At 42.6% G+C, this 26,651-nt stretch carries 18 protein-coding genes; 9 read left to right on the top strand and 9 right to left on the bottom strand.

Translation table 11 applies throughout. From position 1 onward, the window contains the following. Positions 1 to 9: 9 nt before the first annotated feature. Entirely contained in the window at positions 10 to 2,463 is a 2,454-nt protein-coding gene (locus IRQ95_RS14920) for an ABC transporter permease (protein ID WP_194437665.1), read from the bottom strand. Positions 2,464 to 2,467: 4 nt separating this feature from the next. Then, complete coding sequence (locus tag IRQ95_RS14915; protein WP_194437664.1) at positions 2,468 to 3,139, bottom strand: ABC transporter ATP-binding protein; 672 nt, start codon at positions 3,137 to 3,139, stop codon at positions 2,468 to 2,470. On the opposite strand from IRQ95_RS14915, the gene IRQ95_RS14910 reads away from it, so the two are divergent. From IRQ95_RS14910 to IRQ95_RS14895, 4 genes are all read left to right on the top strand, one after another. Continuing rightward, positions 3,138 to 3,740 carry an arylesterase gene (locus IRQ95_RS14910; protein ID WP_194437663.1) on the top strand — a complete coding sequence of 201 codons (603 nt, stop codon included), beginning with the start codon at positions 3,138 to 3,140 and terminating at the stop codon, positions 3,738 to 3,740. The two genes, IRQ95_RS14915 and IRQ95_RS14910, sit on opposite strands and share 2 nt — an antisense overlap. A 74-nt stretch (positions 3,741 to 3,814) precedes the next feature. Beyond that, complete coding sequence (fabV, locus tag IRQ95_RS14905) at positions 3,815 to 5,023, top strand: enoyl-ACP reductase FabV (RefSeq protein ID WP_194437662.1); 1,209 nt, start codon at positions 3,815 to 3,817, stop codon at positions 5,021 to 5,023. Positions 5,024 to 5,303: 280 nt separating this feature from the next. Beyond that, positions 5,304 to 7,217, top strand: coding sequence for a bifunctional diguanylate cyclase/phosphodiesterase (locus tag IRQ95_RS14900; protein WP_194437661.1), 1,914 nt, complete (start codon positions 5,304 to 5,306; stop codon positions 7,215 to 7,217). A gap of 75 nt (positions 7,218 to 7,292) precedes the next feature. Next, positions 7,293 to 8,948 carry an ABC-ATPase domain-containing protein gene (locus IRQ95_RS14895; protein WP_194437660.1) on the top strand — a complete coding sequence of 552 codons (1,656 nt, stop codon included), beginning with the start codon at positions 7,293 to 7,295 and terminating at the stop codon, positions 8,946 to 8,948. A gap of 96 nt (positions 8,949 to 9,044) precedes the next feature. On the opposite strand, the gene IRQ95_RS14890 is transcribed toward IRQ95_RS14895, so the two are convergent. Next, positions 9,045 to 9,665, bottom strand: coding sequence for a DNA-J related domain-containing protein (locus tag IRQ95_RS14890; RefSeq protein WP_194437659.1), 621 nt, complete (start codon positions 9,663 to 9,665; stop codon positions 9,045 to 9,047). Positions 9,666 to 9,893: 228 nt separating this feature from the next. Between IRQ95_RS14890 and IRQ95_RS14885 the strand changes: the two genes are divergently transcribed. Continuing rightward, the gene (locus tag IRQ95_RS14885) at positions 9,894 to 10,511 is read left to right on the top strand and encodes a DUF2238 domain-containing protein (protein WP_194437658.1); all 618 of its coding nucleotides are present in this window, start codon (positions 9,894 to 9,896) and stop codon (positions 10,509 to 10,511) included. On the opposite strand, the gene cutA is transcribed toward IRQ95_RS14885, so the two are convergent. Further along, positions 10,475 to 10,795 (bottom strand): divalent-cation tolerance protein CutA, encoded by a 321-nt coding sequence (gene cutA, locus IRQ95_RS14880; RefSeq protein ID WP_194437657.1) that lies wholly within the window; start codon positions 10,793 to 10,795, stop codon positions 10,475 to 10,477. The two genes, IRQ95_RS14885 and cutA, sit on opposite strands and share 37 nt — an antisense overlap. 289 nt (positions 10,796 to 11,084) lie before the next feature. On the opposite strand from cutA, the gene IRQ95_RS14875 reads away from it, so the two are divergent. Then, positions 11,085 to 11,288: a hypothetical protein gene (locus tag IRQ95_RS14875; protein WP_194437656.1), complete on the top strand. Its 204-nt coding sequence runs from the start codon at positions 11,085 to 11,087 to the stop codon at positions 11,286 to 11,288. Between the two features lie 23 nt (positions 11,289 to 11,311). On the opposite strand, the gene IRQ95_RS14870 is transcribed toward IRQ95_RS14875, so the two are convergent. Both IRQ95_RS14870 and IRQ95_RS14865 read right to left on the bottom strand, forming a co-directional pair. Beyond that, the gene (locus IRQ95_RS14870; RefSeq protein ID WP_194437655.1) at positions 11,312 to 11,959 is read right to left on the bottom strand and encodes an HAD-IA family hydrolase; all 648 of its coding nucleotides are present in this window, start codon (positions 11,957 to 11,959) and stop codon (positions 11,312 to 11,314) included. Positions 11,960 to 12,276: 317 nt separating this feature from the next. Then, entirely contained in the window at positions 12,277 to 12,798 is a 522-nt protein-coding gene (locus tag IRQ95_RS14865; protein ID WP_194437654.1) for a flavodoxin, read from the bottom strand. Positions 12,799 to 13,119: 321 nt separating this feature from the next. On the opposite strand from IRQ95_RS14865, the gene IRQ95_RS14860 reads away from it, so the two are divergent. Beyond that, positions 13,120 to 13,590 carry a CreA family protein gene (locus IRQ95_RS14860; RefSeq protein WP_194437653.1) on the top strand — a complete coding sequence of 157 codons (471 nt, stop codon included), beginning with the start codon at positions 13,120 to 13,122 and terminating at the stop codon, positions 13,588 to 13,590. Between the two features lie 224 nt (positions 13,591 to 13,814). Continuing rightward, positions 13,815 to 15,116, top strand: coding sequence for an inosine/guanosine kinase (locus tag IRQ95_RS14855; protein WP_194437652.1), 1,302 nt, complete (start codon positions 13,815 to 13,817; stop codon positions 15,114 to 15,116). 34 nt (positions 15,117 to 15,150) lie between these two features. Here IRQ95_RS14855 and IRQ95_RS14850 read toward each other — a convergent pair whose 3' ends face one another. Further along, entirely contained in the window at positions 15,151 to 15,750 is a 600-nt protein-coding gene (locus tag IRQ95_RS14850) for a beta-phosphoglucomutase family hydrolase (RefSeq protein ID WP_194437651.1), read from the bottom strand. Positions 15,751 to 15,886: 136 nt separating this feature from the next. On the opposite strand from IRQ95_RS14850, the gene IRQ95_RS14845 reads away from it, so the two are divergent. Beyond that, complete coding sequence (locus IRQ95_RS14845; RefSeq protein ID WP_194437650.1) at positions 15,887 to 17,650, top strand: methyl-accepting chemotaxis protein; 1,764 nt, start codon at positions 15,887 to 15,889, stop codon at positions 17,648 to 17,650. 31 nt (positions 17,651 to 17,681) lie between these two features. Here the strand turns inward: IRQ95_RS14845 and IRQ95_RS14840 are convergent, their stop codons facing one another. Both IRQ95_RS14840 and IRQ95_RS14835 read right to left on the bottom strand, forming a co-directional pair. Next, on the bottom strand, positions 17,682 to 21,470 hold the full coding sequence (locus IRQ95_RS14840) for an Ig-like domain-containing protein (RefSeq protein WP_194437649.1): 3,789 nt from the start codon (positions 21,468 to 21,470) through the stop codon (positions 17,682 to 17,684). A gap of 241 nt (positions 21,471 to 21,711) precedes the next feature. Beyond that, on the bottom strand, positions 21,712 to 26,651 hold a 4,940-nt coding region (locus IRQ95_RS14835), incomplete at its 5' end, for an Ig-like domain-containing protein (RefSeq protein ID WP_194437648.1).

The raw sequence follows: 26,651 nt of genomic DNA, 5'->3' as shown, positions 1-26,651 counted from the left end.
CATGTTGACTTAGCTAAACTCTTTATTTATCGGCACTAATAGCCTATTTATCAAGCTGTTCACAACTAAACCAAGTGTGCAAAAAGCCAGCAACGGAAGTAGGATCCACAAGCCAAAATGCAACTTACTTTCTAGCTCAAACCCCCATTTCATGATCGCCCCCACAATAATTTCTGCACCTAATACTGCAATCGACCCAGCAACGATCGCCATTACTCCATATTCCGCCCAGATAGTCCTCACTACCCGTTTGCGACTCGCGCCTAATGTTCGATAAAGTTGGATCTCACTCTGTCTTTGCCCCAGGCTGAGTCGTAACAAAGTGAAAATCAGCACGACTCCTGCAATCACACTTAAAGAAGCCAACAAAGTCACAGCCCAAACTATCTGTCTTACCAACTCTTGAATTTTCGCGCCCATCACGCGTATATCCATCAGACTAACCGTTGGATGTTGTCGTGAGAGATCATTAAGTAATTGGTCATGCTGTGCGTCAATTCTAAAACTCACAAGATACGTCGCTGGGATCTGCTCCATAACATCCGGACTAAAGATAAAATAGAAGTTTGGCTTCATATCGCGCCATTCCACATGACGGATAGAGTCTACTCTCGCTTTCACTGGTTGGCTGTTGATAACGAAGCTAAGCTCGTCACCCACTTTAATGTTGAGGTCATCCGCCACCTCTTTCTCTACCGATACGCCACCGTTTGGCTGCCAGCTACCGTCGAGCAAATCGTTATGACTCGGGATTTGCTCAGCGAAAGTAAAGTTGATTTCGCGTCTCAGCGAGTCATTATCATTCCCGCCATTCGCATACTCTTTCGCTTCTTGACCGTTTATCTTGGACAAACGCCCACGGATGATTGGATAAGCATCACTACGATCGATATTGTTGTCATCCAACACCTGTAGATAACTGTCTTTCTCGTAAGGCGCGATATTCAGTGCAAAGGCATTTGGCGCATCATCGGGTAGAGTTTGCTGCCAATCAGAAAGCAAATCCGTTCTTACCAGCCACATTACAGCCAACAGCATTAGCGAGAGTGACAGCGCGCCAAACTGAACACCCGTAGCCAAAGCAGAGCGATTAATACGGCTTAGCGCCAATTTAAACTCTGTATTGAGAGGCAGTTTCGCTAAGGTACGGGTAGCAATAAGACTGATAAAACCTAACACTGCAAACAACACGACAATGCCGCCTAACACCAACCAAACCAACAAGTTATTTTGATAGGCAAATAACATTGGTAACACGGGTACCAGTACCAGCGCATATGACCATGGCGTTGTCTTACTGACTTGCGGTTGCATCACGTTAACCGCATTAATACGTAGCAGATGAACAAATGGAATACCCAGCGCTGGTACAGCAATAAGCAAGCTAGTACCAATAGCAATAACCGCAGGCATCAGCCCATAACCTGGTAACGGACTAGGCAGTAAATCGACCAGTGGAATTCTGAGCAGGAACTCTAGCCCAATACCAAATAACACTCCGATAACCGAGGCACTAATCAACAGAATCGCTAATTGAATCGTTAGCCAGCGAATCAACCAACCACGGCGCGCTCCTAAGCTTTTTAACATCGCGATGCTTTTTTTGCGCGTCGCCACGTAGTGCTGGCAAGTCAGTACCAGAGTTGTTGCTGCCATGATAACGACGATGGCGACCGTCAAAGAAAGGTATTGCTGGGTACGCTGGAACATATCGTTAGTGCGACTGGCACTATTTTGATCGCGCCACGAATCACTCGGCGTTAATTCAACACTTTGCTTAACCGATTCGATTTGGGCTTCATCACCATTTAAAAATAAGTTATAGCGGACCCTACTGCCTAGTTGGACTGCGCCAGTCTTATCAAGATCAGAGGAGTGGATGTAAGCACTCGGCATCTGCTGGAAAGGGTTAAAACTGAGTCCGGGTTCCTCAACGATTCTGCCTGTCACCGTAAAGTCAGCATCGCCCACTGTGACAACGTCACCCTCATTAACCTCCAGCTGAGAAAACAATCGCTCATCAAGCCAGAGTTGCCCGACTTGTACTTCACTTGCCGCTTCGCCTTGCTGGCTAAGCCTAAGTTCGCCTTGCAATGGATAACTGCTTTCCACTGACTTAACTGTGATGAGTTTCATGGCGTTATCACTAAACGCCATAGTCGCGAAACGAACCATAGACGAAGATTGCAGATTTTCAGTTTTGACCGCAGTCATCAAGGTCTCCGGAATCGGATTGGACGAGCTATAAACACTGTCAGCAGTCAAAGCCTCTTTGCCTTGCTTGACAATCACCTGCTCCATTCGCTCTGTGAGCGCAGTTAAAGCAAAAATCGAGGCGATAATTAAGGTTAAAGCAATAGATACTGGCCAGAGCTGACCATGGCGTATTTCACTGATGCTCCAATTAAACAGATACCGGTTCAAACCACCTTTATTTAGACTGTTTTGATTCACATGTGACATAGCGCTACGCCTCTAATTGACCGGCTTGGATAGTTATGGTGCGATCACACTTAGCCGCTAACGCCATATCGTGGGTAACCAGTACCAAAGTGGTGCCATGTTTTTTATTGAGTTCAAACAGCAGGTCAATGACTTTCGCGGCAGTTTTTTGATCTAAATTACCGGTTGGTTCATCAGCAAAGAGAATTTTTGGTTCAATCATAAACGCACGGGCTAAAGCAACACGTTGTTGCTCACCACCAGAAAGCTGAGCAGGTGAATGACTGATGCGGTGGCCTAACCCGACCGACTCCAACAGTTCTTTAGCACGCTGTTTATCTTCCGCTTCACTTTTAAGCAAGCATGGTAAGGTCACATTATCGATTGCCGATAAACTCGGGATCAGCAGGAAACTCTGGAATACAAACCCCACCGACTCACTACGGATCTTCGCCCTCGCCTCATCATCCAAGTGTGAGAGTCTTTGTCCGAGTAATTCGACATCGCCTTCACTAGGGGTATCCAAACCTGCAAGCAACGTCATTAAGGTCGATTTTCCAGCCCCAGACGTACCAACTATCGCGACACTTTCACCGGCTTCAATCTCCAAGTTGATATCTTTTAAGATTGTTAAATTTTCTTGTTTAGTGGAAACTGTCTTGTATAAAGATGTTGCCTTAATTACGGATGTTTGCATGTTACGACTTCTTTCCTTATTGCTCGCCAGTTTTATGATCAGTCCTGTGTCAGCGACCACGCTGTTAGTACTTGGGGATAGCTTAAGTGCAGGCTATCAAATGCCTATTGAAAAAGCTTGGCCAAGTTTATTACCAAATGTTTTAGCCGATAAAGGCAAACCCGTGACGGTAATAAACGGTAGCATCTCCGGTGATACCACCGGCAACGGCCTTGCTCGATTGCCAAAACTGCTCGATGAACACAAACCCAATATCGTATTAATCGAACTGGGCGCTAACGACGGCTTACGAGGTTTTCCACCTAACTTAATCGAGAACAACCTTGTTTCAATTATTGGTCAAGTAAAAGCTATCGATGCCCAACCCATTCTGATGCAAATTCATGTTCTACCCAATTACGGCAAACGCTATACCCAAGCATTTTCTGATCTCTATCCAAAAGTTGCTAACGCACAGCAGATCCCTCTCGTACCGTTTATGCTTGAACCCATCATGCGTGACTACCCAGATTGGATGATGGCGGATGGTTTGCACCCTAAACCAGACGCTCAACCTTGGATTGCTGAATTTGTTTCTAAGCAGTTAATAAATCACCTCTAATTGCCATAGCTCAATAAAATTTACCTAGCTTTACGTTAACTTAGCTCTTTGACCTGTTGGTTTAGGAGAAAACAATGATAATTAAACCAGAAATATCGGGCGTGGTAGCACGGAGTGCGCATCCACTTGGTTGTGAAAAGGCAATCCTTCAACAGATTGATTACGTTAAAAAAGCCGTTCCGATCAAACAGGGTCCTAAACGAGTATTAATTATTGGTGCTTCATCGGGTTTTGGGTTAGCAGCACGTATTGCGTTAACTTTCGGTGGAGCAAACGCAGACACAATCGGAGTGTCATTTGAGCGTGGTCCTTCGGAAAAAGGCGTTGGTAGTGCGGGCTTTTATAACAACCTCTATTTCAAACAGCAGGCTGAGGCTGCCGGACGCATTGCAGTAAACATCCAAGCGGATGCTTTCTCACCGCAAACTAAAGAAGAAGTAATTGAAGCGATTGAGACCTATTTTGAAGGCGAAGTCGATCTGATCATCTATAGTGTTGCCAGTGGCGTTCGCCCTAACTACCAAACTGGTGATGTTTGGCGTTCTGCGATCAAACCGATTGGTGAATCCGTTAAAGGCGCATCAATTTCTCTTGAGCATGACAAATGGCTTGATGGTGAGCTAAGCCCTGCTAACGATGAAGAAATCGAAGCTACGCTAAAAGTAATGGGCGGCGATGACTGGGAAGCCTGGGTTGACGCATTAATTAATTCTGAATCGATTGCTCAAGGATGTAAGACGGTTGCCTTCTCTTATATGGGCCCTGAGCTAACACACCCTATCTATTTAGACGGGACATTAGGCCGAGCAAAAATAGACCTGCATCAAACCAGCCATTCTTTGAACCTAAAACTGGCTAACTTTGATGGTGGCGCGTACGCGTCTGTGTGTAAGGCTTTAGTCACTAAAGCCAGTGTTTTCATCCCTGGCCTAACACCATACCTGATGGCCTTATATCAAGTTATGAAGCAGAAAGGCACTCATGAAGGCTGTATTGAACAAATGCAACGTCTGTTCACGACTAAGCTTTATGGCGTGGATAAAGTGCCTGTCGACTGTGAACGGTTAGTTCGTATCGATAATCTTGAATTGGACGAAGACACACAAGCTCAAGTTAGTAAACTCATTGAAGTAATGAACCAATCCAACTTCATGGAAATTGGCGATTACACTGGTCTCAAGCGCGAATTTTTGCAATTGAATGGCTTCGAGTTAGAGGGGGTCGATTATCAAGCTGACATCGATCTTCAGCAACTCATCGACTCTTTTACTGATAAAGAGTAACGTTCCTAACTCACAAATGAAACACTTAATTCTCATTTATGAGAAAGAGTAAATATACATACAGCCTTCTACTCTACTAGAAGGCTGTTTTTGTTAGAGTCACTATTGGTTGGATTGTCAGTAACTCTAAGCGACTTAACTCACTTCTGCATTTTATTCGTGCTTCTAAAGCTTTGTCTTAGATTGCATAAGCTCGCTTCCGACAGTCAAAAATAGAACTACTATTATAAAATTAGCAAGGAGTGTTCATTCTGGCTAAAGCCACAAAGGACGAAAATTAATGTCAAAAGTTAACACCAGCGATTTAGCTATTCCTCTTCCTATGAGTGAAAATTGGCAAAATATTGTTAATTTGATTGCTCAGCTTATTGATGTGCCATCGGCACTTATAATGCGCATCGACAATAAATCAATCGAGGTGTTCTCTAGCAATAACAACGTAAATCATCCTTATAGCGCAGGGGATAAAGAGTCATTAGGAAAAGGACTCTATTGCGAGTATGTTATCGAGAAACAGCGCCAACTCGTTGTTAACGATGCTCTGGCTGACAGTGAATGGGACAAGAATCCCGATATCAAGTTAGGCATGATCTCTTATTGTGGTTTTCCAATTAATTGGCCTAATGGAGAACCATTTGGAACGATTTGTGTTTTAGACAATAAACCTCGCCAGATATCGACTACTGGTACTCAGTTATTGGAGAGTTACAAAAACTCCCTCGAAGCACAACTTGAAACCATTTATCAAAATGAACAACTAAAGCAGTTAAATCACGAATTACAGTCGCGCGTTAAAACTCGAACTCGAGATCTAGTCAAACTCAATTTTTCCCTAAATCAAGAAATCGATAAACGCCGCGAAGCTGAGAAAAAAGTTCTCTACCACCAAAAACACGACTTGGGCACTGGTTTTCTCAACCGCAACTCGTTGGAGTACGAAGCAACCCGCGCCGTTGATATTTCAATCGAGCATCCACAGTTTTCAGTTGCTGCGATTCATATTGGCTTCAGTAATGGCAAACTCATTCAAAGTAAATATGGTTTCGCCATCTGGGAAAGTATTCTTGTGCAGCTACGAGAAAAACTCGGATACTTATCCCGTTACCATCTTCAAACATCAAGACCGACCTCTACAGAGTTAGTCTTTCTCATCGAGTCGAGTCAACTGGAAGAAGACATCAAGCAATTCTGTCAGCGACTGATTGATGTCAGTCATTCTGAGTTCGAAATTGAAGGCGAATCTCTCCACTTACACAGTTATGTTGGAGTAAGCACCACGAATGATGCTCAATCAGGCATTGCATTGTTACAAAACGCGTGTGAAGCCATGCGTTCTTGTAAAGATTCGGGACATAAAGTGACCCACTACTCTGAAGCGATAGCCTTAGCCCAAAAAAATCTTAATCATCTTGAGAGCTATTTGCTTCAGGCCGTAAGAAGCGAAGATCTATTGCTCTACTTTCAGCCTAAAGTTTCTCCTAAAACGCACCGCTGGACAGGAGCCGAAGCACTTTTACGCTGGAGACATCCTCTGTTGGGGGATATTTCCAACGAGTCACTCATCAAAATTGCAGAGAAAAATGGCCTAATTTTTGAAGTGGGTAATTTTGTGCTCCGCTCAGCGATAGCGAAAGCTTCAGAGTGGTCACAAAAAATTCGTGATTTTAAAATCGCGGTTAACATTTCGGCCGTTCAACTGCGAGACAAACACTTTGCAGAGCAAATCGAAGACTTGCTGACTGCTTATCAACTTCCACCTGAGTATCTTGAATTGGAAGTGACAGAAAGTACGCTGATTGCTGATGAACAGGTCGCCCAGAAAACCTTGCTGGCGCTGCATCAACTTGGCGTGACGTTGTCACTGGATGATTTCGGTACGGGTTACTCATCGTTTGACTATTTGAAGAAATATCCTTTTGACGCAATAAAGGTTGATAAAAGCTTTATCAAACAAATTGATAGTAGTGAGCACGATAAAACGATTGTGCAATCAATCATAAAAATTGCCAAGAAACTCGAGCTTGCAATTACTGTAGAAGGTATAGAAACCTCGGAACACGAGGCCTTTATCATTAATGAAGGATGTGAGTTCGGTCAGGGTTTCTTTTACGGTAGACCGATGCCTTGTGACGAATTTGAAGTTTGTCTGCTTAACAAACACTACGCTGACACAGTAAATCTTCGCTTTCAGTAGCTTAAACCTTTACTACAAGGCGCGTGATTTCTATAATCCCCGCCTTATTTCATCTCCCAAATATGTGAGTTCACTATGGATCAATTGATCGCAACTCTAAAAAAAGTCGAAAAACAGAATTACCGAGCATATCAACAAATCAAAGGCAGTTATGATTTTACGGACTTCACACTGTTTATCGATTACGTACAAGCTGACCCTTATGCTTCAGCGTCAAGATTGCGTGCCATTCGTCCATGGTCTTTAACCGGACTTGACTGGTTAAAAACAACATCACCTTCCTATCAAGTTGCGGCACGCGACTATATTGCTCGCAGATTTGCTGAGTTTGCTAAGCAAGAGTCACATATTGATATCGCGCTTACTGGTCAAACTGTTCTAGATTCAACCGCCGTATTATTTACTGATGAAGGTATTGAATTACGTTTTCGTGCTAATTTGCCAGCAGAGGGTCGTTCAGCACTTGGAAAGAAAGCAATCAATATTCTGACTTTCTATCTTCCGAAGTTTATCCGTCGTTGTACTATTGAGCGCGAACTAGATAAAAACGACCTTATTCAACACTGTCAAACTATCGAAGACCAACACGCACTGCGTGAACAACTGGATGCCCACAACCTAGTGGCTTTTGTTGGTGATGGTTCTGTGTTACCACGTCTAGCTGGTAACAGCGATTTACCGATGAAAGAGGCAGTAGCGTTTGTTGCTCCGGACTCTCTGGCAGTGACACTAAATACACCAAACCATGGTCAAGTGCGAGGCATGGGTATCCCGAAAGGTATTACCTTGATTGTCGGTGGCGGTTTCCATGGTAAGTCAACACTACTGACTGCAATCGAACGCTCTATTTATGATCATATTCCTGGCGATGGCCGTGAACGTATTGTAAGTAATCAAGCCAGCATGAAAATTCGTGCGGAGGATGGTCGCTGCGTACACAATTTGAACCTGTCGAATTACATTAACCACTTGCCGATGGGTAAAGACACAGCTAACTTCTCAACTCAAGATGCTTCTGGTTCAACTTCACAAGCTGCGTGGCTGCAAGAATCTATTGAGAGTGGCGTACAAAATCTTTTGATTGATGAAGATACGTCTGCAACTAACTTTATGATCCGTGATGAACGTATGCAGGCCCTAGTGAGTAAAGGTGATGAACCAATTACGCCACTTGTTGACCGCATTGGCCAATTGCGTGATGAGCTTGATATCTCAACCATTATCGTAATGGGTGGTTCAGGCGACTATCTAGACGTTGCCAACACTGTGATTCAAATGCATGACTACCAAGCTGTCGATGTCACAGAAAAAGCTCAACAAGTTATTGCACAACACCCTACTCTGCGCGCGAATGAAAGTGAATCTGCTCTTGCAACCTACCTTCCGCGTAGCTTAAACCGAGCGGCATTACAGGGCATTTTGTCAGACGGTAAATTCCGCGTATCAGCAAAAGGGACTGATTCACTAAGATTTGGTAAAGAATTTGCTGATCTTAGTGCTCTTGAACAACTTGAGTCAGCGTCTGAAGTTAATGCGATTGGCTGGCTGTGGTTCCAACTCGCACAGTTACCGGGTTGGTCGAAAAACCCAGCGAAAGAGATTGAACAAATGCTTAGCAGCAATTGGTTTGCGACGATGCCTAATCAAGGTGATCTAGCCAAACCTCGAGTGCTTGATGTTATGGCTGCATTAAACCGTATGAGAAAATCACAATTTAAAGCCAACCATTAAAAAAAGCGCCTTCGGGCGCTTTTTTCTATTTTCACTTTCGAGTCTCACCTCGATTCTAAACTCTCAATTCTCTAAGCCTCTTTTCTCGACGCTCTATTAAGCCCTCAGCACATGCCAAGCCTCGCATACGAGACGAAATTGTTCGCTATTGCCATGTTGTCGATCTGGGTGCCATTTCAATGCAAGTTTACGCCATCGTTTTCTGATCTCGGAGTCTGTCGCATCAAATTTTAACTCAAATACTTTTAGTGCTTGCTCCCGAGATACATTAGTGAACTTTGAGTTGTTACTGCCGACAAAGTCTCGATAGCGACTCCAAAACTCATCCAGTAATCGTCTAATTTCGCCCTGCTTGGCTTCGTAATTCGACCAATCGGTATAGTACTCACGCAAAGGATCTTGCCCTTCAATATCCATCGTTTGGTGTAAAGTTCCAGTACTGAGCAATGCAATACTCATTGACTCTATTTGTAAGTATTGTTCTGGATACAGCGTTTCTTGCAGTTGATATAACGCATTCATGATCAGAAAATTTCTTTTAAACAGGTCTTTGTCCGGCATCGTATCGAGTACTGGCATTAAGCCATGATCAATAAGTTCGCTGGCCAACGTATGCACCTTCCAACCGGTAGATTGTTTACGTAATACTTCGAGAATCGGCCAAAGCAAAGGGTTTTCCATATGCTGATTATTGGTTGGGCAAGAGTTGTGCTGCATAACGTCCTGTTGATGTTAAATATATTACTTCAAGTGTAGCTTACTAAGATTGTTTTTTGATTTTCAACTAAACGAGTATACAAGCCGTGAGGTTTTGAACTAATCCCTCATTTAGACGTTTCACTTACAAAACCACCCAATAAAACAGCGTTCAAAATGTAATTGAACACTGTTTTATTTTGGTTTACTATATTGCTACTGATTAGGAAATAAAAATATGGAACGGATATGACACCCAATTCAAACTTGAAAACTCTCACACTGCTTACTCTCGTTTATTCTGTGATTTTTGTTTTTTCTGCAATAGAGCCCGTTTCACGCGCCGTTTGGATTGCCGAGATTATTCCCGTCGTTGGTGCCTTGGGTATAATCTGGTGGCTATCTATCGACTTTCAGTTCTCAAAGACTGCCTATTTTTTGATGTTCGTCTGGATGGTACTTCATACAATAGGTTCGAAATACACGTTCGCTGAAGTCCCTTTTGATTGGTTTAACTCATTAATCGGCTCAGACGATCGTAACCATTTTGACCGTGTAGCTCATTACTCAATCGGATTTTACGCTTACCCTATTGCGGAATACCTAATCCGAAAACACGCTGTAAAACCAATGCTAGCATTGTTGTTTGCACTGTTTTCTATTATGTCTCTGGCCGCAGGGTATGAAATCATTGAATGGTGGTATGCGGAACTTGCTGGTGGGGATGAGGGCATCGCTTTCTTAGGTTCGCAAGGCGATATCTGGGATGCCCAAAAAGACATGCTAATGGATACTTTAGGCGCAATTAGTTCACTGATTTTGTTGGTTATTCAAAGGCGCGTATTTTGCTCCAGCCATGCTAAGTAAGGATTGAAGCCTTCTATAAAGGGCAATTTAACCACTTGTGGAACTTCATAACTATGATGTTCCACAATCAGTTTTTCCACTTCAGCATAGCGCTCTTGGGTCGATTTAATAACCAGCAAACTCTCGTTGTCACTACAAACTTTGCCTTCCCATATATAGTGGCTTTCAATTGGCATACTCTGAATGCAGGCCGCAACTCGATTTGCCAGTAAAGTTTCTACTATCAATTTCTTATTATCATCGTTATTAGTTGTCGTAAGGACAATGCAAAATTTGGTTTTCATTTGATCAATCTAAGCCTTTATTTTCTATTCAATATATAAAAAGTTAGCATTTACCTTTTAAAAATCACACAGCGTTAACTTTGCGGTAGCTAGATAGTGCTAATATTGTTATCACGTTTCGTAATTCTTGAGTTGACTCTCATAGTTTAACGAAAAGCATAGAAATTACATATACCATTAAAGAGCTTGAACTAGACTAAATCTGTATTCATGAAATACAGAAATTATTATTAAAACAAAAAAACAAATGCTAACTAAAAACAAATTGTTGCTTGCTCCAGGAGATCGTATGAAAGACAAACTATCAATAGAGGATATTGAGTGCTGCCCGCTGTGTAAGTGTGATGAGTTCTTGATTTCCAATTCAGGTTCTATGCTTTGCGCGCAATGTGGCTCATTTTTTGAGTCCGTTCATCTGGTTGTTGCCGTTGAGCACTATCAAACGAATGTGGAATCACTGATTCCCAACCTGCAACCATCGTTAATCCATTAATGAAAAAGACCCTTTACGGGTCTTTAAACCATCTCTTCTAACTCGCGGAGATTTTTTATAACCCTGCTTATCCCAGGGTAAGTTGTCTTGTTCACCCCTTCTAACTGAAAGGTCGTGATTCCTGCTCGCACTCCAGCTTCAAGCCCTTTTACAGAATCATCAATATAGACACATTCTTCTGGCCGATAACCCATACTCATTGCGCTATATAAAATAGAATCCGGCTCTGGTTTCCAACTATTGGTATCAAACGCAGAAAAAACCTTTCCTAAAAAGTAATCAGACAGCCCAGTGAGCTCAAGAGCGTGTAAGATTTTGTCTCTAGGGCCATTTGATACCACACAATATTCGATGTTCCGCCCATTCAAATAGTCGAGCAAAGCTTTGGCACCATTCATCGGTTTAAGTTCTGATTCATAGAGATTTCTCAAGGTGATCCGATAAAGTGGTTCCAGCACATCTATCGAAACTTTTAGACCGAGTCGCTCTCTTGTGTCTATAAGAATGTCGGCAAGCTTTCCTCCGACAAAGTGTTCCATCGCTTGTTCGACTGTTAACTCTGCACCAAAACTCTCAAATACAGAAGATAGCGCACGACAACATAGCACCTCACTATCGACCAAGGTGCCCTCACAATCAAAAATAACACATCGAGTTTTCTTCATAGACATAACATTTAGCATTTATTTTCAGTCTCTAAATATTAAGTTGATTTTAAATTCCTGAAAGGTTGTAGTTAACAAAATGCATTTTTTGATCCAATTAATTTTTTAAATGTTGCTGCCCATCACCTTTCATTACGAGTTAAACTTTAGTGTCATTCTATCTTTGAATACGATTAACTTTTTTATTTGTAATGACTATTGTCAGTAACGGAGGATTGGTTTAGCCGATTATCTAGGTAAAATTGAAAGAGGATGATTCTGAGGGATGTTTTATACCCAAGTAACTTCAAGGTGCTTGGGTATATCTAAGTAAACAGTAACGTTTAAATTTCTAGGAACGCCTTATTTGCGCTTTGTAACGAATCAGACAATTCGTCCTTAGACAAAAGAGACTTTAAGAATGCTCTTTGCTCAGTGTCCTCTAACACGAACACATCTGAAATCAAAACCTGTTCATCAGCTACCGTCACAATCGCGGATGCGGTTGGCTCTCCGTTTTTAAACCCTAAATAAAGCTGGCAAGGTTCTGAATATATAATCTGAGTTAAAAACTCAACGATTAGCTCTTGCTCGACTTCATCCTGCCACCTTTGAGCTTGAAGCAAGGCAAACATCACGGTCAAACGATGAAAATCAACTAAGTAAATTTCATGTCCATCAAGGCTCTGTTCTAACTGACTATCGTCTGCAAGGTACTCGCTCAAATCTACGTAATTTTTTTCGTTGACCCAATTTTGGTAGATTTCTCGCCCTTTCAGGCTCTCTTGTGTCGGAAACTCTACATCAACTTGCTGGGACAGCCACTGATTTTTGATAGTCGCAATTTGAGGAATTTGAAGAGACATATACATATTGCCATATAAGAATACTCCGTGAAGCTTAATCACGCTTGGCTTCGAACACAAGTGTTATATGCCTATATACGCTATTGCAACTCAGTAAAACTCGATCACGATGACTTTGCCCTACCAAAATCACGGTGAGTACAAGCGAGAACAGCGATTGCCATTATTATTAAATCCAATTGTTATACCGTAACAGTACTCGATTTCCACACCAACCACGGTGATCTGTGATAGGCCAAAGCGATTATTCTTATTGATAATACTAAGGAATTGTTACTTTATGTTATAATTTATCAAACTCAGTTCTTTAGGTAAGAATTCATGAAAAAGACTTTACTCGCATTATTGTTCGCAGGCCTTGTATCAGGATGTTCTGATAATGAAGTTGGAGATGTTAGTTTAGGGATGTTTACTCTGAAAGACATCAAAATTGGCCACTTACAAGATGAAGTAGTGACAGGGGTTACATGCCACATAGCTTCAATCGAGGCGGATTTAAGCCTATCTGACCCTAGTGATAGTTCCATTTCTTGCCGTCAAACGGGTGATATCACACCAGAAATGATCAATGAAATCGATAAAAGTAAGTCTGGTGAGGTGGTATTCAAACAGTCTAAAAGTATTTTCTTTAAAACGATGAAAGTTAGACGAATTTACGACGCAGATAGCCAAACACTACTCTATCTGTCTTACACCACGAAAGAGACCGATGGAAGCTTTAAGCATAGCCTTTCTACAGTCCCGCTATGGGGAACCAAAGCGTACAAAGCGCCATCGACAGATAACCAGTAAACGCTTTAATGTGAGAGTGACTAGCAGGCTCATTATAAAGGGCTGATAGTCACTCCAGCGACTTTCACTCTACGACTTAATCTCAAGCCTCCCTTTCCCTCAGTTGTGAATAGCTCAAAATTGCCGCAAACAAGCAATCAAAGCACATTTTAGTGAAATTTTGATGAAAGGAATCTATCATCAATGTGATATGATGCAGAAAATTTTTTAGCCCCCTTTAAAAGATGAAATTTCCAGGTCAGCGCAAATCTAAGCACTATTTTCCAACTCACGCACGTGATCCATTGGCTAAAGCAAAACAGCCATCTAAGCTGTATCGCCCAATTGTTGTTGGTGTGGGTCAAACCATCGTAGACATTGAAGCTCGCGTTGATGATGAATTTCTCGCTAAATATGATCTAAGTAAAGGTCATTCGCTAGTTTTAGAAGAAAGCAAAGCAGACGCGCTCTACGTTGAGCTTGTTGAGCGCGGACTCATTACTCACCAATATCCTGGTGATACTATTGGTAACACACTACACAACTACTCTGTTTTAGCAGACAGCAAATCAGTATTGCTAGGCGTTATGTCTCGTAATATCGAAGTGGGTTCTTTCGCGTACCGTTACCTTTGCCGCACTTCTGCTCGCATGAACCTAAACCATTTGCAAATGGTAGAGGGTCCTATTGGTCGCTGCTATACGTTGATTACCGAAGACGGTGAACGCACGTTTGCGATCAACGAAGGTCATATGAATCAACTAAACCCAGAAAGCATCCCAGAAAGTGTTTTCGAAAAAGCATCTGCTTTAGTTGTTTCATCGTACTTGATGCGCGGTAAACCTGAAGATCCAATGCCTAAAGCTGTCGCTCGAGCTATTGAAATTGCTAAATCGAAAAATGTACCGGTTGTTCTTACGCTTGGAACAAAATGGGTCATCGAAGGCAACGCTAAATGGTGGCAAGAATACCTGAAAGAAAACATCACTATCGTTGCGATGAACGAAGAGGAAGGTGAGGCTCTAACCGGTATTAGTGATCCTCTTCAAGCAGCAGACCGAGCGCTTGAATGGGTCGATCTCGTACTATGTACCGCTGGGCCAAACGGTTTATATATGGCGGGTTTCAGTGATGTAGAAGCACTACGAGAAACTGATCATATGTTACAGCACGGCGTGATTTCTGAATTCAACCGATACGAATTTAGCCGAGCAATGCGTAAAGCTGACTGTGACACTCCGCAAAAAGTGTATTCTCATATCGGTCCATACCTTGGTGGTCCAATCGAAATTAAGAATACGAATGGTGCTGGCGACGCGGCTTTATCTGCTCTGCTACACGATATCGCAGCAAATAGCTTCCATGAAGTAACGGTACCTGGCTCGACTAAGCATGATCGCACGTACTTAACTTACTCATCACTTTCGCAAATTTGTAAATACGCAAACCGCGTAAGCTATGAGGTCCTTACTCAGCACTCTCCTCGCCTATCAAGTTCTTTACCTGAAAGAGAAGATAGTCTTGAAGAAGCCTATTGGGATCGTTAACTCGTTTCATGAAAAGCCGCGGTAGCGGCTTTTTTTATTCACACGGGTAGTAAATTAATTGCTCGTCTTTAACAAGTGCGCAGTCCATGCCAGCAGCATGCGCTGCCTGCAACCCAAGCTCGGTATCTTCAAACACCAGACACTTTTCTGCCGGTATGTCTAACTTCTCAGCCGCGAGAAGAAATGTATCAGGGTTGGGCTTGTGGTTAACAACATCATTTGCGCTTATGAGTACATCTATTTTATCTACTAACCCACAACTCTGAACTAATTTTTCAGCACTCGCTCTCTGACTCCCCGTACCTATTGCTATTCGCTTCTCTTTGTAGAAGCGATTTAAGAGATCTACGGTTACCGGGATCGTTTTTATATCAGTAGAAAACTCCCCAAAACGTTTCATTTTATATTTCGACGCTTTGTTGATATCGATATCCAACTTATAAACACGGTTAATCTCTTCTAGTATTTTCCGGCTTGGCATTCCCCCTAAACTATTGATCCACTCACTAGAATACGGGAACTCAAATTGATGAGCAGTATCACGCCATGCTTCGAGATGAATCGGCATGGTGTCTAGTAAAGTCCCGTCCATATCGAAGATAAAACCTAGGTATTGATCGAATTTTATTAACATAAAGATACACTTAATTCCTATATTCTATAGATTGCATAGGTTTAGTTTGTTTCACGAATGTTACATAATGAGCATTCTTACACAGCAAAATAATAACAACGTCAATTTTCAGTCATCATTAGTTCGGAAGTCTCATATGAAAATTAAAACGAAACTATATTTACTCGGTACTATTGCCGTCATCGGTATTGGAGCTTTGCTGAGTACCTCTCTCCACTATGCCAATACAACTGAGAATCTAAATCTTGCGACTACACTAACTAAAGACTTAGAGATTCGTCTACTTAATCTAAGACGAAATGAAAAAGACTTCTTACTCCGTCACGATTTAAAATATTTAGATAAGTTCGAAGATAATCTTAGCCAATTTATTGCCATAGAAAAGCAATTGGATGTATTACTCGAAGAGAATGCCTTACCCAATAGTGGCACCCTCCACCAAGATATACTTGCTTATCAGACCGCGTTTGAGGAACTTGTTACCGCATACAAGCAATTAGGTTTGGGGCCTGACCAAGGATTTCTGGGTAATTACAATAACGCACTAGTAGCCGAAAAAAACAATTCCGATAGCGCGGACATGGTCAACTTGATTGAATTCGACATTCAGTTAAAAGACGGTGAATTTAGACCTGAACTATTGGCCTACAATGGCAATGAGATCATGGATGCTGCACAAGATGTGTTCGACCAGAAATTAACGATTGGTATAAACTATAAAGACGGCCTGCAAGGTGAAGCGCGTTCTGCTTCTCACAAAGTCGAGAAACAATTCAAAGCGTTTGAAAAAAAACTAACTGAACAAGCAGATAAAGACATTAGTCAACTTAGCATGATCAAAAATGGTTTAAGTGCCGTTGTTTCTATTCTAATTATTCTTTTCATTGCTCAAATTTCGCGCTCAATCGTCACTAAAATCGAATCATTGTTAGACGTGATTCGAAATATTTCTAGCAATGATGATATTTCTTTGCGTGTCCGACTGAAGGGAGACGATGAGTTAGATTCATTAGGTAGTTATTTTGACCAACTTCTCGACAAGCTTGAGGGGCTACTTTCAAACACTAAGCATAAGGCGCATGAACTCTACGATAGTACGTCCAACATGCACAATGAGCTTGAATCTGTAATACAGCAATTCCAAGTACAGGCCGATCATACCAACAACATGGCGACCTCAGTTCAAGAAATGGTAGCAACAATTCGCGAGATTTCGGAAAGTACATCAGTTGCGGCCGAAGGCGTACAACAAGCTAGTATTAACGCTGAAAACGGCAGAAATGTGGTAGTAGAAACCGTTGATAATATCACCCAGTTATCAGATCGCCTCTCAGGTAGCCAGACGTCTATCAGCTCACTGAATCATCATGTCGATAAAATTGGAGATGCTGTTAATATTATCCAAGAAATCGCCGAACAAACGAATTTGTTGGCGCTAAACGCAGCGATAGAGGCAGCACGAGCGGGTGAACAAGGTCGAGGTTTTGCCGTCGTTGCCGATGAAGTTCGTGCACTTGCAAGCAGAACCCATCAATCTACGACTGAAATCACCAACGTCGTAAACGCCATCCAATCTCAAATGGCAACAGTGATAACTGACATAGACCAATGTAATCAGCAAGGTAAGCAGACGCTAGATGGCTCTGAACGATTAGATAACAGTCTTAGCCAAATCCTTGATGATATGCACGCAATCCAAGCAAACTCAGAACGAATCGCTTCTGCTATTGAGGAGCAAGGTGTTGTGATGAGCCAAGTCAGTGATTCTATTACTAAACTAAACACCATCTCTGACAACAACACGAGTTCTGCGAAACATTGCCTAATTGAAGTGGATAAGGTTGCCCTGCAGGCCTCTGACATGGATAAAGAGGTCGCTCAATATAAGACGTCAGCCTAATTGAATAGCCCCCTTGATGGGGGCTAACATTTTACGGGTTGGGGTCACATATTATCATGCATAGCTGGTCGTCGATTGAGCCTCCTAACTGGTCGGCAATGTTTGTAAGCTGAATAGATTGTGACTGGCCGCCTTTGGTAATGGTGAGAGTCAGATCATTATCATTCATTTGGGCATCGAGATTGCCTAGTAGGTCGTCTATCGTTTCTCCTGGCTCAAGTAGATCTGATACATCAATGAGATCTTCGCCGATAGTGAAGTCATTTATAACATCTAGTCCACCATCAAAGTCGACCAATTGCCAAGTAAATGTATCTCCGCCGCCAAAGCCAAACAAAATATCATCACCTAAGTTAGCATCGATATGGTCTGCATCATCAGTCCCTTGCTGAATTGAGGAGCCCTCTGGTAACACAGTGATATCAACTGGACTTGATTTTAACTCTAGGTCATCTTCACTCAGTACCAACACATCGAAGCTGTAGTTTCCCGGCTCTGTCACTAAGACTGACAACCCAGAAAGATCACCTTGATAAGCACTAACATCAATATGACCATCGCTGTCTGCAAACAGCTCATCATCACCAATTTTATATTGACTGCCCTGTGGTAGATTACCTACATCGAGTTTGACCTGAAAGTCGTCTAAACTCAGCGCATCACTACCTAAACTAACCATAATGTTGTGCAATGGGAAATAACCATCTTCATAGCCAACATTATTTAGCGTTTCTAGTTTTATATTATCAAGTAGTGCACCGTAACTATCAGCATCTGTTGACTCAAACACCACTTTATAATCGCCGCTTTCCGGTGTTTGGAAATGGATGATTTCCGATGTCCAACCTTTGCTTTGATCGTAGGTATAAAGTAATTCTTTAGACACGCCATCCGCAGCAACTAAAAAGACTGCCATTGGCGAAAAACAGTGATTCCGTTTAGCGACATCAAATGCCAATGTAAAAAACTGTCCATGACGTGCATTGGTAATCTCTGTGTACAACTGATCGTCACCGCGACGTGCCTCTAACTCAAAGACCTTATTATTTCGATCATCAGGGCAATCTCGATAAACCTTCTCTTTACCTACTTCAACGATGTCGTTGCGATTAGAGGTTCCCCATACACCTTCCGCACCATCGTCTATCCCTTGTTCGGTATTAGCAAGATTCAAGTTCTCTACATCTAAGTAACTCCAACGTTTACCGACGTCAATTTGCTCAAAATCATGGTAGGAAATGATGGTGTCTTCTTCCTGATCAATATACACATCGACTATGGTGCCAGATGACGATACCCCCCCCACTGATAAAGTAAACTGTTCAAGATTATCATCAAGATCATCTATTACCGTTGGCAATATCACTGAGAACTCACTAACACCTACAGGAACGGTGATAAGACCACTATTGTCATCATAAGTGACGCCATGAGTGAATTGAATATTGTTTATATCGACATCATCCAAACTCGCGCCGTCCCCTACAGCACCAAGATCGAGTGCAAATTCAGTTGGCTGTAATGCACCTATATCCAAAGTCACTTTGTAGATTAAATTTTGCCCTTCTACGACTATATCATCGCATAGCGACACATCGTGCACGCACGCATCAGCGAGTGCTGGGTTGACAATGAGATTAACGGTTGCTTCCGCGTATCCGCCTCTGTCATCCGTTATTTGATAATCAAACGTCGTTGGACCGCTAAAATCATCATCTAAATCAATGTAAACAATGCCGTTCTCTACCCATATTTGCGCATTATTCGCTTCAGATACGTGCGTGAAGCGAATATGGTCTGAGTCAGGATCGTAATCGTTACCTAACAGCTCACTGATGGGAATTTGTAATACCTCACCTTGGTTTGCTGCGTAAGCACCAGAGCCAGAAGCCTCAAATCCAGTCAAGAAATAGTCGGAAGAATCACTGCCACGTGCAGGTTCAATAACAAAATCGACGGCTTCGAACACAACCCGGTCAAAGGCGACATCTCCAGAAAAGGTATAGCTGCCTTGATTATTACCTTGGTTAGCAATAAATAAATCGCTAGCAACTACCGTATCACCAAGATAAGCAACCCACTTACCTTGTTCATGATTTCCCTCGCCACCTTCATTCAAAAATAGGTTTGAGAAAGTGAAGCTAAATTCTGTCGCTGGCTTTTCTAAATTGAATACGAACTGTTCTGAAATTCCGTCTTCGCGATTAAACTGAATTTGGTTAGCTGGTCCACCATTTTCATTACCGGTGACACCTCGCTTTAGACCGTCACCTGAAATGTCACGCATTTCTCCATCGTAAAATGCCGTAATCTCAGAACCTTCGTATTGCCAAACATCATCATTAAATGTGCCGTATGCGACGCTGAACCCCTCAGGGTCGTCGATCGCCACTGGCGGCGTATTATAACCAGGGGCAATAGTAACGGTGCTCACTTCACTTACATTGTTGTCACTGTCTACCGCTCGATAATCAAAACAATCATCAGGCGTATTGGTTTCAAGATAACGTAACTCCCAATTACCCGGGCCGTCGGTCGACACTTCTACATTGATTATCTTTACACCGTTAGCCCCTTCAGGAACGTCGAAACTAATCTCTCTAAATAGCTCCGTGTTGCCAGATGTCGTTTTAGTGACCATCTCTTCCAGAACAGTACCGTCGTCTAACGTTACTTTAATTAGCACTTTGGTTTCTTTAGGGTGACCTTCTTCGAACCATCCCCCCATACCATCAAGGCCAAGAGTGATTGAATCAGCTGGTCGCTGCGATAAATCTATCGTAATGGTTTCATCTTGTTGAATACCATCACCGCCGCCGACACCTAGGCCATATCCTATATGGTTCTTATCAGCATAATATTGGGTTGGAACACCGCCACTCGTCGTAATAAATATTTGATCGACGATGTTATCTTGGTCATCTCTAAAGTTAAGCACGCGGACATTCGGGTCATCAGTAGGCTCGCCCCAATTCAAGAAAGCCGTGCTGCTCTCATCACCATCTCGTCCTTCAGGCGCCTCTTTTACACCGAGTATAAAGCCTGTCGATTGATCGTCATTTTGATAGCTAAACAGGCTTGAATCCAAGACTTTCAACTCACCAATCACCTCATCATTGTCATCGAATAGGGTTAGCATATCTTCAGTGACTGGCTCGCCATCATAGAGCAAGGTACCAGATTGGGGTAATTTTGTGATCACGACGCCTAATGGTTCGCCGGAGCTATCATCTTCTAAATCTGATATATGGTCACTCTCTTCATCATTGCTATCAAACACGATTGCAGATTGACCGTCATTATCGAGTACAACTCTAAAGTCTTCAGATTCCGGCGGTGTGTTGGATGAACCACCAGGCGGCTCATTACCATCAAATGATGAAAGGAATAAGGTACGAAATTGCTCTAGCAGGGTAAGGCTTTGTGTGGTTGACAATCCAAGGCTACTAAAACCTTGAGTTTCAAACACAGTAGCTGCAATGGTCTCATCACCGACTCTCGACACTGTATCTAGTACTGTGCCACTTGAGCTATCTTCACTGCCTGCTTCTGGGTCTAACTCTTCACTTAGTTGAGTAGGGTCCTCACCTTGCTGCACAGCCTCAATGACTTGGTTGACATCATCAGTAATGTCAATGGGTGTACCATCAGCGCTGACTAAACTAGCTTCAGGTGTTTGTTGCGGTCCTTGTGAAATGATCACCTCTCCTGTATTAGGTGATTCGCCCGGCTGTATAATTCGCGCGTTACCAAGAGCATCAATAGCGATAGCTTGCCCAACAGCCAACTTACCGATAGTCGTCAATCCATCTAATTTCATAGCTACCACCATGCAAAATCTAATTCAGGTCATCAGCTATAATTATTGACTATTTTATTTTTAATCTAGTGTCGCTTTTTAACTCTGCTACTATTTTCACTTAAAGCTTTGTTTGCCCTGTCGGTGTTAACTAATAAATATCAATCATTTGACCGCTTCAAATTATTAATTCTCAATTTTGAGAATGAACGATTGCTTCTCTGTAATAAACAAAAAAAGGACCTTTCGGTCCTTTTTTTTATCAATGGTTATTGTCAGGAAGATTTAGCAAATTTTGCAGAATTGCACTGGAATCAACCGCGTCACCACTAATATGTTCACTGAACTGCGATGCACCACCCTCGATAACAATAGACTGACTCGATTCCCCATCTTCAATGGTGAGCTTAAGATCGTCATCTTCGTCTAAAGTCACTTTTAGTAAATCATCTAGATTTACGCCCTCATCAAGATCGAGTAATTCACTCACATCGATATGGTCTTCACCGCGAGTAAAGTCTTTTATCGTATCGACCTCACCGTCTCGAATACCGTCACCTTGGTCGATGAACTTAAAGATATCTTCGCCTTGACCGCCTACAAATACATCATTACCTGCACCGCCGATTAAAACATCATTACCCGTGCCACCATCAATGTAATCATTGCCTGTACCGCCCCGAATCACATCAAGCCCTTGACCACCGAACAGTTTATCGTTACCCGAACCGCCAAAGATAGCATCTGAACCATCCTCTCCAAAAACCGTGTCATCACCGCCGCCTGCATGAGCAATATCGATATTAGCGGTACTGTTTAATATCAGATCTGAATTTTCTTCAAATTCAGTCAAAGAATTATTAGCGATATCGTTATCAGTAAATTTAGCGTGTCCATCCACCAGATGCACACCATCGGCTCCTTGTGCATAGTCATCGATTAGATCGCGGATAACCTGCCCAATACTTTCATCTTGGTTTTGATGTTCATCCAAACTAGTATGACTAGCGCCTAAATAAATCGTGTCGCTACCACCACCGACAAAGACTGTATCGCCACCTTCGCCAACATCAATAAATAGACCTTCTTTATGCCCTTCTAGTTCTTGATTGCTTATTGGTTGAGCAATACCGGACACGCTCCATAGCACCTGTTCATGTGTTTGATCACCGCGGTAATTCATCCTCACGTGATCTATTCCGTTAGGGGTGCTTGATATAACAAGATTGCTACTATCAATATTTACCGTCGCGACATCACTAAGTGCAAGATCAGAATCACGCGCAACATAGTTAAATGAGTCTTGTATATCATTCAATGCTGACGCTGAATTAATGGTTCCAGGGTTCACGATATACTCGAGAGCGGTATCTTCAGTAATCTCATCTCCTACGACTAGTTTGACGCGAATACCTGCATCATTCACATAAAAGATATCACCAAAAATCGGTACAGATTGGATGAGAATGGTGACTTCTTTACTACTGTCCAAATCATCTTCTGCATCACTAACTAACGCCTTAAAGGAAAACTCTTTTCGACCAGCAACACTATCTAAATCATCGCTTTGCGCGTTAGGCGGCGTATTATGTATACCTTCCTGTTTATCGATAACGGTAATGTTAATTGGTTTTTCAACCACCTTGAAATCACCGTTACTCTCTTCGATTGAGGTAACCTTTACATTAACCGCATACGGCTCATCACGTGCATCCGACAATTTGATCTGCAAATCATCTAAATTGTCTTTCCACTTAGTCAAATCTGCACTGCCATTGATTATATCTATCGATTGACCATTGATGCGTAACTCAGCACCATCAGGAATATCGGTAAGCTCTACCTTTAAACTCTCAGAGCCGTAGTCATGTTCAGCTTCATTTCTATCGTCAGTTGAAGCGAAGACATTAATATCACTCAAGTTTATGAACTCGCCCTCATAACCATAGTTATCAGTTTTTACTAATGAAATGTTGTCTAACAACACTCCATAAGAGTTACTGTCTACGCCGTTTTCATCACTTGATTCAAATACTAGCTGGTAATTGCCATCGGATGGAATTTGGAATTTTTGCTCAACCGTTGTCCAATCACTCGCCTCTGTGTACTCAAAAATGGTTTGTCTATTGCCGTCCGCGTCTTCTAAAAATACGGTCAATGGTGAATCACCAACGCGACGAGCTGCCGCATCGAATGATAGTGTATAAAAAGTGCCTGCCACACCATTAAAGCTAACGTGCAGTGAGTCATCACCGCGGTGACCTTCTAGCTCTAAGATTTGGTTGTCACTCGAACCCTTTCGATATGTTGATTCAAGGCCAACTTCAACCGTGCTTGGTTTGTTGTCTGTCCCCCACTGAGCGCTACTGCCCTCCTCGGTTAGTCCATCTGCTTGTATATTCCCTTTCCAACGAGAACCACCCAAATCAACACTTTCAAAATCTAATGTCGTCAATACTTGTTCACCGAGTATCTCAAGTTTCGGTGTATCAGCGACGGCTTCTATGTTCACTGTTAACTCTTGCTTATTACCGACAGGGCGATCGTCTGCATCAATTGGTTGAACAACGAGCTCGAAGCTTTCACTGCTATCCTTAGGAGGTACGATTTCAATTTTGGTGTCTGCCGCTATATCAATCGAAACAGGGCTTTCACTCAAATCAATTGAGACTCCATTCACTACAAGTTGGGCACCCTCTGGAAGATTGGATATCGCGATGCCTGTGATGGCCGAGGTATCTATGTTGGTGATGTCCAATTCAATTAGCTGATCTTCGCTTCCAAGTGCGTCATCCATAACATTGGTAATTTCACCGGTCGCACCAATTCCGCCAACCGTAATTGCATATTCTTCAGTCACTTCAAAGAGGTTATCAACGACCGTTGGAATAACAATTGAGAACGAATCTACCCCTACGGGTACGACCAATTTTCCATCGACATATTTAACACCATTGCTAAATTGCGCACTTGAAAGATCAATATCCGAGTTATTTTCTGGCCCAAACTGAGCATCGAGCTCAGTTTCTTTTAGAGCGCTTTCATTGAGGGTCACCTTATAAACCAGTGACTCCCCCTCGGATACTTGATTAGTCAGTGCTTCAACAGACTCCACTGTCACACCATTAGATGGCTGAGGGTTCACAAACACATTGACAGTCGCGCTATCAAAACCACCGTTGTCATCCGTTATTTGATACTTGAAGCTGACTTCTCCCTCCACGTCTTCGCCCACTTCAAAGTAAACCTTGCCATCCTTAATGTAAGCCTCACCTTCAGTTTCACCATAAACATAAGTGATACGAATATTATTTTGCTCTGGGTCGATATCGTTGCTGAGCAGTTCCGACAGTGGTATTTCGAGCACTTCTCCTTGATTCATCGCATAGGTACCATCACCGGAAGAGGCTTCAAAACCGGTGATAAAGTAATCTGATGAATCATCGCCTCGTGCTGGCTGATCTGAAAATTCAGTCGCTTCAAACACTATCTTATCAAACGCAAACGACGGTGATTCTCCATCCGCTGGCACGTGAAATGTTCCCTGATGGTTGCCATCATTAGCTGTAAAAGTATCACTAGCAACAACTTGCCCGTTAAGATAAGCAACCCAACGTCCTTGCTCGTGATTTCCGCTTCCACCTTCATCCTTAAACAGATTGGAAACGCTAAAACTAAACTCAGTGACTGGCTTGTCCAAATTGATGATGAACTGCTCAGATTCACCAGACTCAGGGTTATATTGCAGTTGATCATCCGGCCCGCCATTGTTGTCGCCTTGAACACCTTGTTTTAGGCTATCTTCATGGATCTTTTGACCTTCTTTACTTGTCGAAACTGTCGCGCCTTCATCAGACCACTTAAGACCATTTTCTGTATTAAATGAACCCAAACTAACACTGAAGCTCTTTGGATCGTCGTTAGCATCCGGAGCACTGTTTGATTCGTTAATCGTTACTGTAGATTCATCACTTACGTTACCGTCGCTATCGATCGCCTTGTAATCAAAGCTGTCAGATAACTCTGTTTCCATATAGCGCAGTTCCCAGTTACCCGGACCTTCGGTGCCTAATTCAACACTGTTAATCAGCGCACCTTCGGGCAATGAACCTTGTGTAACCGTAAGCACACCATCTTCTGTGATCAAAGTGTCGGTTGGAATGGTGATTTCATTGAACAAATCTTTGTTACCAGAGTTGCTCTTTTGATACTCATATTCCACTACGCCATTTACTATAGAACCATCTTGGTTTTGATAAGAGTAATTAACCTTTATCGTTACTGACGTTTCCTTATTGCTATTAAGATCTTTGTTAAACCATCCTCCTAGACCATCAAGACCCAGTGTGATCGAATCAGCCGGTCGACTCGCAAAATCAATTGTGATGGTTTCATCCTGCTGGATTCCTCCGTCGTTATCGACGCCAATCCCATGGCCAATTTGCTTCTTGCCTGGATCGCCCAAGTATTGAGTAAGTGAACCTTTATTCGATGAGATAGTGATAACGTCATCACCAAGCTTCAACTCTCTCGTACTAGGGTCACCGTCGACTGGCTCGCCCCAGTTCAAGAAATGCTCTTGAGTCGCCCTATCTTCACTATTTAAATCGGCACCTTTGACGCCAAGAATAAACCCGTCAGCATTTGAATCAGGTTCATAATAGATTGAATCAGGGTCGTATTGTTCAAATTCATCTCCTTCAATACCGGTGTATAGGTCTTCCGGTTTGATCTCAACAAACGTATCACCCTCTTTCACATAAAGCGTTCCATGGTCTGGTAGTTCAGTGATCACAACCTTTAATTCACCGTCGCTGTTGTCATCCTCTAAATCAGAGATATGGTCACTGTCTGGATTGTTCTCAGATCCAAGTGGTGTGTTAGCAGTATCGAACACAACTTGCGTCTTACCACTTTGACTAACCGTCGTATCGAAATCTTCAGATTGTGGTGAATTGGCAGCAATCTCTGCAGAGTCAGAACCTTGCGCCGATTCATTACCCGCTTTATCGGTTTGGGTTGCAGTGACGGTAATGGTGCCACCTTCTGCAGGTGCCGTCTCAGTCCAAGAGATGGTGCCATTGTCGTATTGGTAGTCCGTCGCTTCGTCAGTCAGCGTCACCAGTTTGCCATCAACCAGTTTAAGATCTACGGTTTCACCGTCATTGACGGTAAGCGTGACGTAACCACCGTTGGTCAATT

The organism is Vibrio fluminensis (assembly GCF_015278125.1).
Classification (GTDB): Bacteria; Pseudomonadota; Gammaproteobacteria; order Enterobacterales; family Vibrionaceae; genus Vibrio; species Vibrio fluminensis.
The sequence above is the reverse complement of the archived record's forward strand: the minus strand, read 5'-3'. Positions and strand labels throughout refer to the sequence as shown.